The following is a 12,994-nucleotide window of genomic DNA, read 5'->3' as shown; positions in this document are numbered from 1 at the left end:
GTCGGTTCAGCTACGGGTTTTAACTTGGTTCAGCATGGCCTGCCAGCCATCTAAATTCCTTATCTTGTCGTGGCCTGCCCCCGTAATAGCCGCCGAACTATTTGCGTGACCGTCATTTTTCTTCTGTTATGTTAGCGTTATCGATATGAGCTGATGGATGTTAAGGCGCGTCAACGAGCGCGTCGGCTTCTTCAAGCGAGAGGATGAATGGGGGCGTGGGCATCCGTAGGGCAATGAGCGCGCGATCGATTTCGTTCGCAATCGCAGCGGTTGGCGCAGTAGCGGCAGCGTGCGGACCGGTCGTTGCAAGGGACGCCGGCACCCATCTCTCGTCGGCGTCCTCCGACGCTGTTCCTTACGACTGGCGCAGCGTGCGCGTGGGCGGCGGCGGTTTTACCCCCGGCCTGGTGTTCAGCCCGGTGGAGCGGGGCCTTGCATGGCTGCGCAGCGACATGGGCGGCGCCTATCGGTGGGATGCGCGCGCCGGGACGTGGATTCCGCTTCAGGACGGCGTTGCCGAAGGCAGCTTCATGGGAATCGAGAGTATCGCCGCCGATCCTGTCGATGCCGGAACGGTCTATCTTGCCGCGGGCATGAACTGGTCCGCGCCGGCTGCGATCTTCCGCTCGGCCGACTATGGCAAGACCTGGCGCGAGACGCGCGTGCCTTTCGCGATGGGCGGCAACGAGAACGGGCGCGGGCTGGGCGAACGGCTCGCCATCGATCCGTTCGCGCACGATCGCCTGCTGTTCGGCTCACGTCATCAGGGCCTCTGGGCCAGCGACGACGCCGGGGCGAACTGGCGCAAGCTGGATACCTTCCCGCTCGCCGGGCTGGGCCTGCCGACCAATCGGCGCGAGACGCATGGCGGGCTCTCGTTCGTGGTGTTCGATGCCAAAGTGCGCGGCCGCGTCTTCGTGGGCAGCGCCGATCCGGGCGAGCGCCACCTGTTCCGGTCGGACGATGGCGGCAGGACGTGGCGCGCCGTTGCGGGCGGCCCGGCGGGTGATCTGCTGCCGGTAAAGGCGGTGATCGGGCGCGATGGACTGCTGACGATCACCTATTGCGACGGCATCGGCCCTAACGGCATCACGCGCGGCGCGGTGTGGCGCTTCGATCCGGCGCGCGATGAATGGCGCGATGTCACGCCGATCAAGGGCGCGGAGGCACCTGTCGGCGGCTACATGGGCGTTGCGGTGGCCGCGTCCGACCCGCAGACCATCGCCGTCAGCACGGTGGATCGCGGCAAACCGGTCGACACCGTGTGGCTTAGCCATGATGGCGGCGCGCATTGGGACGAATTGTGGAAGCGCTCGACCCGTGATGTGTCGGCAACGCCGTTCCTCGATTTCGGCGCCAAGGCGAACTTCGGGCACTGGATTGCGGGCCTTGCGATCGATCCGTTCGACGCCAACCACGCCGCCTATGTGACGGGCGCAACGGTCTACGCGACTGACGAATTGCAGAGGCCGGGCACTATGGCATGGGCGCCGTGGACGCAGGGGATCGAGCAGACCGCGATCATCACTTTCGTCAGCCCCACCGGCGGCGCGCATCTGGTTTCCGGCTTCGGCGATATCGGTGGTTTCCGGCACGACGACTTTGCCGTCTCGCCCGCCAGCCAGTACGTCAACCCGTTCCTGTCGAACACCAATACGCTGGATTTCGGCGGCCGTGCGCCGCTGGTGATGGTGCGCAGTGGCAATACGCATGCGCGGGTGGTGCCCGATAGCTCGCTGGCATGGTCGGCGGATGGCGGCGCGACATGGACGCCGCTGCGCGTGCCGCAGGGTACGCCACATGCTGACGGTAGTCCGCTGCCGGAAGAGACGGGCAATGCGGCGATCGCTGTCTCGGCCGATGGCGGTACTTTCCTGGTTGAGACCGACCAGCCCCGGATCACGCGTGATCGCGGCGCGGCATGGCAACTCGTCACCGGCTTGCCGAGCCGCGTGCGCGTGACGGCCGACAAGCAGGACGCCCGGCGCTTCTACGCGATCGACTTCGCGAACAATCGCGTGGTGCGCAGCGATGATGGCGGCGCGCAATTCCATGCGGTCGCGGGCAAGGGCCTGCCGGCCGACCTTTCCTCAGCGCGCAACGACAACCGCGAGGCGCCTGCGCCGATTCTGGCCGATGCCAACCGGGCGGGCGCGCTCTGGCTCAATCTGGGCGGCGCGCTCTATCGCTCGACCGACTTTGGTGAGACGTGGGTGCGCACTGGACAGGCCATCGCCATCGAGCGCTACGGCCTTGGCAAAGCCGCGCCGGGCCGCGATGTGGCGGCGCTCTACGCGCTGGGCTCGATCGCTGGGCTGCGCGCGGTCTGGCGCTCCATCGACGGCGGCGCGACATGGCAGCGGATCAATGACGAGGCCCACCAGTGGGGCCTGCGCATCCGCGTGATTTCCGGCGACCCGCGCCAGTTCGGGCGCATCTACATTGGCACGGATGGCCGGGGCATCGTCTATGGCGATCCACGGCCTGCGGAGGGGACAGAATGAAAAGCAAAGACTTCATCGCATCGCTCATGTTGGCGGCCGCCATCGGCGTGGCCGCACCGGCCCATGCCCAGGAAGCCGCAACCCAGATTCCGCGCATGGAAAGCCGCGACGGCCGCCACGCGCTGATCGTGGACGGCAAGCCGTTCCTGATGCTGGGCGCGCAGGCCAACAATTCCAGCAATTATGCCGGATCGCTTGATGCCGTGTGGCCGGTGCTCGATGCGATCCACGCGAACACGCTGGAAATCCCGGTCGCCTGGGAACAGGTGGAGCCGGTCGAGGGTAAGTTCGACTTCACGTACCTCCAGACCCTACTCGATGCCGCACGCGCACATGACAAGCGCGTGGTGCTGCTGTGGTTCGGCACCTGGAAGAACACCAGCCCCAGCTACACACCTTCGTGGGTGAAGCTCGACAACAAGCGCTTCCCACGCATGAAGGCGCCGGACGGTTCGGATCACTACGTACTGACGCCGCTGTCGCAGAACACGCTTGCTGCCGACCGGCGCGCTTTCGTGAAGGTGATGGAATACCTGCGCGATCATGACCGGCAGAACACCGTGATCATGGTTCAGCCGGAGAACGAGACCGGATCCTACCGCGTGCCGCGCGATTTCTCGTCTGAAGCCAATGCCCTGTTCGCAAAGCCGATTCCGGCGGCGCTCGCGAAGAAGATCGGCAAGTCCGGCACTTGGGAAGCGGCGTTCGGCAAGCAGGCACCGCGCGCGTTCAACACCTGGTACGTCGCCCAGTTCGTCGATGCGCTGGCGCAGGCGGGCAAGGCGGTGAAGCCGCTGCCGATGTACGTCAACGCCTCGCTCGCCGGGCCGTCCAACGTGCCCGATCCCACCGGCGTCGCCAGCGGCGGCCCGCAGTGGGACGTGCTGGACATCTGGAAGGCCGGCGCGCCCGCGATCGACTTCGCCGCGCCCGATATCTACGACCGCAACAGCGGTAACGTGATCCAGTACCTGGACAAGTATACCCGTCCCGACAATGCGCTGATGGTGCCGGAGATCGGCAACGCGAAGGAATTCGCGCGCTTCTTCTGGGCTACCATCGGCCGCGGCGGCATCGGTTTCGCGCCGTTCGGCATGGATGACACCGGCTACTTCAACTATCCGCTGGGCGCGACAGCGTTGGACAAGGAGACGCTGGCCGCTTTCGCGCTGCCTTATGGCACGCTGGCCCCGATCGCCAGCGACTGGGCCCGGATCGCCGCGTCGCGTCCCACCTGGGGCACTGCCAAGCCGGACGACAATTCGCCCCGCGAAGCGGTGATGGGCAAGTGGAAGATCTCCGCCGACTGGGGCCAGTGGCAGTTCGGCCAGAAGGACTGGACCTGGATCCCCACCAAGCCCGCACCCTGGGCCGATCAGCCGGTGGGAGGCATGGCCGTGGCCCAGCTTTCGGACACTGAATACCTGATCATGGGCGATCACGTGCGCGTCAATTTCTCCCCCGCGAAGGGAGAGAGCAACGGCGTGATCGTCGCCGTGGAGGAAGGCACGTTCAAGGATGGCAAGTGGGTGACCACACGCGTCTGGAACGGTGACCAGACCGACTACGGCATCAACCTTATCGACCGGCCGCAGGTGATAAAGGTCACCACCGGCTTCTATTCTTCCAAGTAAACGCAAGTAACCGCTGAAGGCGGGCAGGGGATCACGACATGAAGCAATTCACGATGGCAACGCTGTTGGCGGGCTCTGCCCTGTCGCTGGTGCCGGCGGTCGCGCCGGCCGCCGAAGCGGGCGTCGAAAACGTACCCGGCGGCGTGGCAGTCATCCCGCAAAGCGGCCCTTCGGACCGTGTGGAAGTGACCTTGCATGGCGATGGCATCTTCCACGTGGTCGCCCATGCGCGCGGGATGCAGGCCCCGACCGCCAGCGCCAGCCTGATGGCGCCGAACCCGCCGGCTGCCGGCCGGTACACCGTCAGCCAGAACGCCGGCCACGTTACCGTGAAGGCCGCGAAGGCCACCGCCGATATCGATCTTGCCAGCGGGCAGGTGCGCTTCCTGGACGCGGCGGGCAAGGAACTGCTGGGGGAATCGGCCGCCACCGTCTTCACCCAGACCAAGGCGGACGGCACCCCCTACGTCACCGTTTCGCAGCAGTTCAACCGTGGTACGGACGAAGGCCTCTACGGCCTTGGCCAGCACCAGCAGGCGGTGATGGACTACAATGGCGAGGACGTGGAACTCGCCCAGCACAACATGGACATCGGCGTGCCCTTCCTCGTTTCCAGCAAGGGCTATGGCCTGCTCTGGGATAACGAGAGCATCACCCGCTTCGGCAACCCCGCCGCCTATACCCTGGTGGGTGACGCATCGGCTCCCGGCGGCGGCATGAAGGTGACGAGCGGCGGCAAGCCGGGCTTCTCCGCCAAGTACTACCTGGACGACAAGCTGGCCGTCGCCCGCCAGGAAGCCACGGTGGACTACCAGTTCCTGGACGATCAGGCGAAGTGGCCCGAAGCAGGCAAGGCCAAGACCGTCGCGTCGGAGCAGGGCCAGAACACCGCCGGCAACGCCGTGCAGACGCAGAAAGTGGTGTGGGAGGGCGACCTCCAGCCCGACAAGACCGGCACGCACAAGTTCCAGCTCTACGGTTCCAGCTACTACAAGGTCTATGTCGACGGTGAGCTGAAGCTCGATCGCTGGCGTCAGAACTGGAACCCCTGGTACGCCAATTTCGAAGTGCCGATGACGGCGGGCAAGCCCGCGCACATCCGCATCGAATGGGATCCCAACGCGGGCTACATGGCGCTGCTCCACAACGATCCGCTGCCTGAGGCGGACCGCCATTCGGTCTGGTTCACCAGCGAAGTCGCGCGGGACAAGGATTACTGGTTCATCGCCGGAGGCGACAACAAAGGCGCCGGAGGCGACAACAAAGGCGCGGGCGGCGATATGGACGGCGCGATCGCCGGCTATCGCCAGCTGACCGGCAAGTCGGAAATGATGCCCAAGTGGGTCTACGGCTTCTGGCAGTCGCGCCAGCGTTACGACACCGCGAAGGAACTGACCGGCGTTGTCGAGCAGTACCGCAAGCTTCAGTACCCGCTCGACAATATCGTGCTCGACTGGCGCTACTGGACGGACGATTCCTGGGGCAGCCACAAGTTCGACCCCAGCCGCTTCCCCGATCCCGCCGCGATGGTCAGCACGGTGCACGGCGATCATGCCAACATCATGATCTCGGTCTGGCCGAAGTTCTATCCGACCACGGATACCTTCAAGGAACTGGACGCGGCCGGCGCGATCTACCACGGCAATTTGCGCCAGGGTAACAAGGACTGGGTCGGCCCGGGCTTCGCCAACACCTTCTACGATCCGTACTCGGCCAAGGGCCGCCAGATCTTCTGGCGCCAGGTGGAAGACCGCATCGCCAAGTTCGGTTTCGACGCCTGGTGGGCGGACGCCAGCGAACCCGACATGCATTCGAACCTGTCGATCGAGAAGCGCATAGATACGATGGGCCCGACGGCGATGGGTCCGGCAACGGAGTTCTTCAACTCCTACCCGCTGATGAACGCCCGTTCGTTCTTCGAAGGCTGGCGCGGCTTCAAGCCGGACGTGCGCCCGTTCCTGCTGACCCGTTCGGGCTTCGGTGGCCTCCAGCGCTACGGCGCGGCCGTCTGGTCGGGCGACGTGGCGACGCGCTGGTACGATTTGCACGCGCAGATCTCGGCCGGCGTGAACACCGGCATGTCGGGCCTTGCCAACTGGACGCACGACATTGGCGGCTTCTCGGTCGAACCGCGTTTCGCAGCGGAAAAGCCCAAGGCGGCGGACCTCGACGAATGGCGCGAACTGAACCTGCGCTGGTTCCAGTTCGGCGCGTTCAGCCCGCTGTTCCGCAGCCATGGCGAGCAGCCCTGGCGCGAGATCTACGAGATTTCGCCGGAAGGTTCGCCCATGCGCGCCTCGATGGTGTGGTATGACGAGCTGCGCTATCGCCTGATGCCCTACATCTACACACTGGGCGCGGACACGTACCAGAAGGACGGGTCGATCATGCGCGGCCTCGTCATGGACTTCCCGGAGGACGCGGAGGTCCGCAAGGCCAATGACGAGTACCTGTTCGGCAAGGCCTTCCTGGTCGCACCGGTCACCACCTATCAGGCGCGCGAGCGGGAGGTCTACTTCCCCGGCACCGGCGTGACCTGGTACGAATTCGGCACGGGCAAGACCTATCAGGGCGGCTCCAGCGCCACCATCTCGGCCCCGGCCGAGCGCATGCCGCTGTTCGTCCGCGCTGGCTCCATCGTGCCTATGGGTCCGGTGATGCAGTATACCGACGAGAAGCCCGACGCGCCGATCACGCTGGTGGTCTACACCGGCACCAATGGCGCGTTCTCGGTCTACAACGACGATGGCCGTTCGCAGCAATACCGCGACGGCGCGTGGGAACGCATGCCGGTGCGCTACGACGATGCCAGCGGCACCGTCACCATCGGCGCGCGTGAGGGCAAGGGCTATGCCGGCATGCCGCAGAACCGCACGGTTCGCGTCAAATGGGTCGCCCCGGGCCAGAGCGTGGCCGAAGCCACCACGTTCGACGCCGAAGTGCGCTGGACCGGCAAGGCGCTGCAGGTGAAGCGCCCCAAGCGCTGAGCATGAACGGAGCGGCCTCGCTCTCGCCTTCGAGAGTCGGGGCCGCTCCGGCATGTCTTTCGCCCGCCGCGCGTGGCCGGCGACGACAGGCGCGGTATCGCGTACTCCGAGAGGGACCTGAAGCGACTTGAAGGGCCTTCGCGCAGCCCTTGCTGCCCTCGGGCCGCTTCCCGCTGTCACTTGGCAGCAGTCGCTAATGCGAGTGACTTGCATTCGAGGGGGATGGCGTTAGAAGGCCGCCCGATAAGGGAGGCCTCAAAAAATCATGATCCGTCATTCGATGCTCGTCTTGCCGCTTGTGCTGACCGCGGCGCCCGTCGCTGCGCAGGAATTCAGACCGGACCAGGGGCTGGACGAAGGGATCGTGGTCACGGCGGCCCGCACCGCGCTGCCGATCAACACCCTGCCGATGACGGTCGACGTGATCGACAACGCGGCGCTCAGCCAGCAGGTGGCCATCGGCGGCTCCATCGTCGATGCGGTTTCGGCGCTCACGCCTTCGTTTTCGCCCACCCGGCAGAAGCTGTCCGGCGCGGGAGAGACGCTGCGCGGGCGCTCGCCGCTCTATGCCATCAACGGCATTCCTCAGACGGCACCTCTGCGCGACGGCGCGCGTGACGGGTTCTCCATAGATCCGTTCTTCGTCGACCGCGTGGAAGTGATCTACGGTTCCAACGCCCTGCAGGGAATCGGCGGCACCGGCGGCATCGTCAACCAGGTGACGGTGGGACCGCCGCGGCAGGACGGGATTTCCGGGCGCGTGCTGGTGCAGGGGAATTCGGACACGGGCTTCAGCGATGACGGCATGGGCGGCAAAGTCGCCGGCCTGGTCGGCTGGCGGCAGGGGCGCTTCGACGCCACGGTCGGCGGGGCTTTCGAAAAGCGCGGCGTGTTCTACGATGGGCACGGGGATCGCATCGGCACCGACCTGACCCAGGGCGAGACCCAGGACAGCCGCTCGTGGTCGGTGTTCGGCCGCTTCGGTTATGCGGTATCGGATACGGCGCGGTTGGATCTCATGGTCAACCGCTTCCAGCTCAAGGGCGAGGGCGACTACGTCGCCGCCAATGGGGACTACACGCGCAACCTGCCCACGACCTCGGTTCGAGGGACCCCGCCGGGCGTGCCGGCCACCAATCGCACGGAAAGTGCGGCGCTGACCTATACGGATACCGCGCTCTGGGGTGGCAACCTTATGCTTCAGGGCTTCCTCAACCGTTCGCGCGACACTTACGGCGGTGAGATCGCCCCGATCGCCACGTTCCAGGATGCCGCGATCGCCCCGCTGGGAACCCTGTTCGACCAGTCCCAGAACCGCAGCCGCAAATTTGGCGGCAAGTTCTCCTACGAACGCAAGGTGCCCGGCCTGGAGACGCTGACCGTCATCGTCGGTCTCGACGTGCTGTTCGACAAGACCGAGCAGCGCCTGATCGCCACGGATCGTTCGTGGGTGCCGCCGGCGGAATATCGCAGCCTGGCGCCTTTCGCGCAGTTCAACCTCGCCCTGCTGGACGACGTGCTGCACCTTGCGGCCGGCGTGCGCCATGAGGACGTGCGGATCACCGTCGAGGATTATCGCACGCTCGCCAGCTACGGCGGCGGCTTTGCGGTTTCGGGCGGCACGCCGAAGTTCAGCGACAACCTGCTCAACGGCGGCGTCATCCTGGAGCCGTGGAAGGGCATCCGCGCCTATGCCAGCTATGCCGAGGGCTATACGGTACCCGACGTCGGCCGCATCGCGCGCGCCGTCAGCCGGCCCGGCGTCGACATCGACAACTACGTCAACATCAGCCCGATCGTGTCGAACAACCGCGAACTGGGCGTCGAGGTGAAGCGCGGTCCGCTGGATGCCAGCGCGGCCTATTTCTGGTCGACCAGCAAGAACGGATCGCTGCTGGTGCAGAGCGGCGGCGTGTTCGAGGTGCAGCGCCAGCGCGTCGAAATCCAGGGGCTGGAGATCAACCTCTCGGCCCAGACCCCGGTGCCGGGGCTGACGCTTTCCACCGGCTATGCCCACCTCATCGGGCGCACCGACGGTTCGGACGACGGCATCGACAAAGTCGACCGCGATCTCGACGGGGCAAACATCTCGCCCGATCGCCTCAACCTGGCGGCCAGCTACCGCCAGGGCGCCGTCTCGGCACGGGTCCAGACCCAGTTCTTCCTTTCGAACAAGTTCGAACGGGCACCGGGCGACTACAACGAGACCTACAGCTTCGGCGGATACGACGTGACCGACCTGAGCTTGCGCTACGATACGCGCTTCGGCGGCGTGACGCTGGCGGCGCAGAATATCTTCGACACCTTCTACATCGACTACTACACCCAGACGGTGCGCCCGACCGACAATGCCCATTTCTTCGCCGGTCGCGGCCGCAACTTCACGCTGAGTTGGGATTACCGCTTCTGATGAAGCTGCTGGACACCCTGCATCGCTGGACCGGGGGGCTGGTCGGCCTGCTGCTGGCGATCATGGGGCTGACGGGCGCGATCCTCGTCCATCGGGATGCCTGGGTCGCGCTGCCTCATGCCGGCGACGCGCAAGTGCAGGGCACGCAAGTTCTGGCGGCGACGGCCGCCAGGCTCATGGCCGATCCGGCCCGGCGGCCGCAATCGATCACCTTCGCCAATGCGGACTTCGGGCTGGACCGGCTGGCCTACAAGGGCGGCGCCGGGGCCTATGTCACGCAGGCGGGCGATCCGGTGATCGACTGGAGCAGCCAGTGGGCACGGCCCGAACTGTGGCTTTCCGATTTCCACCAGCACCTGTTCGCGGGCGAAGAGGGCGAGACCGTGATCGGGATCGCCGGCCTCTGCGGCCTGTTCTTCGTCATCAGCGGGACCATCCTGTGGTGGCGGACGCGCCGGACATTCGAATTCCGGCTCTGGCCTGCCCGCATGACGCGCCCGTCCATCGTGCGCCAGCACCGCGACCTGGGCATCGTCATCGCCCCCTTGCTGGCACTCTCGCTGGTGACCGGCACGGTGCTCGTGTTCCGGCCGCTGGCCGCCGTCATCCTCGGCCCCGGCGCGCCCGGCGAGATCGACCGGGCGCTGAAGCCGCCCACTGCACCGGCAGCCGCGCTGGCCGACGATCTCGACTGGGCAGCGATGATCCGCGCCGCGCGCGGGCGCTTCCCCGCTGCGGAAGTGCGCAGCCTTGCCCTGCCGCGCGCCGATGGCGGGCTGATAACCCTGCGGATGCGCGGTCCGGGGGAATGGTTGCCCAACGGCCGCACGACAGTATGGTTCGCGGCGGACACCGGCCGCATCGTCGCGGCCCGCGACGCCGCCGATCTCTCCGGCAGGGTGACGGCGTACAATGCGCTCTACCCGCTTCATGCCGGAAAAGTGGGCGGCTTGCCGTTTCGCCTGGTCATGACGCTCTCCGGCCTCGGCCTTGCCATGCTGGGTACTTTCACTCTGTGGTCGTTCTGGTTCAGACGGCCGCGGCGGCGCGCTTCGCCAAAGCCGCTCTCCAGCCGCTGATCCGCCTTTCGGCCGCTTCGCGGCGTTCCGCGGCACAAGAGCGATTGTACAGCCCTTTCAATTGTGCCAGCACTTGGTTGTGCCAGCGTTGGCACAAACGATCCTGCGGACGCGGTCAGGGACTGTGTGACGTTTGCGGCGGAGAGGGTGGAGGATGCGGAAATGGCTGCGGCAAGCAGACGGCACGGTCGATAGCGGCAGGCGCCGGCACCTCCTGGTCGGCGCCTTTGCCGCCCTGCATTATGCCGCTTTGCGCAGCTTCCCCGCGATGGCACGCGAAAGCGCGGAGCCCGGCGAAACCCGGTTGAGGCTGCGGGGGGACCGGCCGGGCGAGCGCTTCGACGGGATCGGCGTGGTGAACGGCGGCGGTGCCACTTCCGTGCTGCTCAAGGACTATCCCGAGCCGCAGCGCAGCCAGATCCTCGACTTGCTTTTCAAGCCCAGGTTCGGCGCATCGGTCAGCGCCCTGCTCGTGGAAATCCCCGGCGACGGCAATGCCACCCAGGGGTCCATGCCCAGCCACATGCACGCGCGGGACGATCTGGATTACGGCCGCGGCTACACCTGGTGGATCATGAAGGAGGCGAAGGCGCGCAATCCCGGTCTCAGTCTCGATGCCACGGCCTGGAGCGCGCCCGGCTGGCTGGGGGATGCGGGCGGGCACTTCGACAAAATGCCGGGACAGGGCGACGCCAAATTCTTCTCGGCCGATACCGTCGACTATTACCTCAAATGGCTGGAGGGCCTGCGCAGCATTCACGGGCTTGAGTTGGACGCGATCGGCGTCCGCAACGAAAAGGGCGTCTCCTTCGCTTTCGCCAAGGCTTTCAAGACGGCGCTGAGAACGCGCGGTTTCGGGCAGGTCAAATTGCATGCCTTCGACAACTGGCCCGAATGGAAGCTGGATTTCGTGCCGCAGATGCTGGCCGACAAGGAACTGCGAGACTCGATCGACATCATCAGCGCTCACACGTTCCATTCCAACTTCAAGACCACGCCGGAGGTACGTGCGGCCGCCAGGGCGATGGGCAAGGCGATCTGGAACAGCGAGGACCACGTCTACAAGAAGGGTTTCGACTGCGCCCTGGGCATCGTCGAATGCTTCAATCGCAATTATATCGACAGCGGCGCGACCAAGATCGTCAACTGGTATGACATCGCCGCGCTCTATCCGCTGGAGCCTTACGCCGAAGACCCCGCAGCTCTGCTGGCGCACGAGCCATGGAGCGGGCACTACCGGGTGCGCGAGGCGCTCTGGGGCTATGCGCACTACGGGCAGTTCACCGAGATCGGCTGGACTTACGTGCCGGGCGGCAGCGGGGTGCTGGCGAAAGGCGGCTCTTTCGTCACGCTGAAATCGCCGGACGGCAACTTCAGCACGATCATCGAGACGAAGGGCGCCCAAGGGCAGCAGCGGATCCGGCTGGACATCGGCCCGGGGCTTGCGCGCCGGCCGCTCTGCCTCTGGCGCAGCACCGCGCGCGAGCAGTTCGCCCGGCAGGGGGATCTCCACCCGCAAGGCGGCAGCGTCTCGGTCATGCTGGAGCCGGACGCGATCTACTCGCTGTCGACCACCACCGGCCAGCAGAAGGGCGCCTTCTCCGATATCCCGGCGCCGAAAGCCTTTCCCTTTCCCTATCACGACCGCTTCGGCGACTATCGCGTGCCGCAAGAGAGCGGGTACCTGCCGCGATATACGGCGGATATCGCCGGCGTCTTCGAACTCACCGACCGGCCCGACGGCAAGGGCCAGTGCCTGCGGCAGGTCGTGCCGGTGCCCACGATCTCCTGGGCGCCGGATTGGCGGCCCTATACGATCCTGGGCGACGCGGCCTGGTCCGATTACGAGATCGCGAGCCGGGTCTGGCTTGGCGCCGGGGACGTCGCAGGCATCATGGGGCGGATCAACCATGTCGGCACCGGCTATGGCTTCATCCCCAAGGGCTATTTCTTCGAAGTCGCCGACGGGGGCCATTGCCGTCTGGTCGCCATTCGCGGGAAGAAGGATCCCAAGGCCCCGGTCGGCGATGCCGAACAGCAGGCGCTTCTCGGCAAGGGGGCAGGCGCCGCGCAGGGCGGGGAGTTGCTGCTCGCCCATGCTGCCGTGCCGACGCTGCGTCCGGGCCGCTGGCATGACCTGAGCCTGCGCTTTCAGGGCGAACAGATCACGGCCCTGCTGGACGGCGAGCCCGTGCTCACCGCGCGGGACGGGCTTTACGGAAAGGGCATGGCCGGCTTGCTGGTCGGGCAGACAGCCGACCGGGTCAGTCGTCCCTGGTTCGCGAACATCATCGTCAAGCCGCTCGGCGGGCCGGAGCCGGCGCCGTTCGTGCCGGGTGCTCGCCATGTGCCCATCTATCGAAGCTGATCAGGAGCCAGG

6 protein-coding genes are annotated in these 12,994 nt (G+C 66.1%); all 6 read left to right on the top strand.

Features of this window, described 5'->3' with window-relative positions:
• Window positions 1-233: 233 nt before the first annotated feature.
• The 6 genes from EDF58_RS15335 (at window position 234) to EDF58_RS15310 (ending at window position 12,982) form a co-directional block, all read left to right on the top strand.
• The gene (locus EDF58_RS15335; protein ID WP_243654278.1) at window positions 234-2,504 is read left to right on the top strand and encodes a hypothetical protein; all 2,271 of its coding nucleotides are present in this window, start codon (window positions 234-236) and stop codon (window positions 2,502-2,504) included.
• Window positions 2,501-4,138 (top strand): DUF5597 domain-containing protein, encoded by a 1,638-nt coding sequence (locus tag EDF58_RS15330; RefSeq protein ID WP_132267107.1) that lies wholly within the window; start codon window positions 2,501-2,503, stop codon window positions 4,136-4,138. Before EDF58_RS15335 ends, EDF58_RS15330 begins: the two co-directional genes overlap by 4 nt.
• A gap of 38 nt (window positions 4,139-4,176) precedes the next feature.
• Window positions 4,177-7,125 (top strand): TIM-barrel domain-containing protein, encoded by a 2,949-nt coding sequence (locus EDF58_RS15325; protein ID WP_132267105.1) that lies wholly within the window; start codon window positions 4,177-4,179, stop codon window positions 7,123-7,125.
• Between the two features lie 265 nt (window positions 7,126-7,390).
• On the top strand, window positions 7,391-9,535 hold the full coding sequence (locus EDF58_RS15320) for a TonB-dependent receptor (protein WP_165921435.1): 2,145 nt from the start codon (window positions 7,391-7,393) through the stop codon (window positions 9,533-9,535).
• Window positions 9,535-10,614 carry a PepSY-associated TM helix domain-containing protein gene (locus EDF58_RS15315; RefSeq protein WP_132267101.1) on the top strand — a complete coding sequence of 360 codons (1,080 nt, stop codon included), beginning with the start codon at window positions 9,535-9,537 and terminating at the stop codon, window positions 10,612-10,614. Before EDF58_RS15320 ends, EDF58_RS15315 begins: the two co-directional genes overlap by 1 nt.
• Window positions 10,615-10,768: 154 nt before the next feature.
• Window positions 10,769-12,982 carry a hypothetical protein gene (locus EDF58_RS15310; protein WP_207913006.1) on the top strand — a complete coding sequence of 738 codons (2,214 nt, stop codon included), beginning with the start codon at window positions 10,769-10,771 and terminating at the stop codon, window positions 12,980-12,982.
• Window positions 12,983-12,994: the final 12 nt, after the last annotated feature.

This window comes from Novosphingobium sp. PhB57 (assembly GCF_004342985.1).
Taxonomy (GTDB): domain Bacteria; phylum Pseudomonadota; class Alphaproteobacteria; order Sphingomonadales; family Sphingomonadaceae; genus Novosphingobium.
This window is presented reverse-complemented; position numbering and strand designations above follow the sequence as displayed.

Excerpts from the sequence above, each read along its gene's own strand:
- EDF58_RS15335 (WP_243654278.1), top strand. The coding sequence starts at position 234 with ATGAGCGCGCGATCGATTTCGTTCGCAATCGCAGCGGTTGGCGCAGTA.
- EDF58_RS15330 (WP_132267107.1), top strand. The coding sequence starts at position 2,501 with ATGAAAAGCAAAGACTTCATCGCATCGCTCATGTTGGCGGCCGCCATC.
- EDF58_RS15325 (WP_132267105.1), top strand. The coding sequence starts at position 4,177 with ATGAAGCAATTCACGATGGCAACGCTGTTGGCGGGCTCTGCCCTGTCG.
- EDF58_RS15320 (WP_165921435.1), top strand. The coding sequence starts at position 7,391 with ATGATCCGTCATTCGATGCTCGTCTTGCCGCTTGTGCTGACCGCGGCG.
- EDF58_RS15315 (WP_132267101.1), top strand. The coding sequence starts at position 9,535 with ATGAAGCTGCTGGACACCCTGCATCGCTGGACCGGGGGGCTGGTCGGC.
- EDF58_RS15310 (WP_207913006.1), top strand. The coding sequence starts at position 10,769 with ATGCGGAAATGGCTGCGGCAAGCAGACGGCACGGTCGATAGCGGCAGG.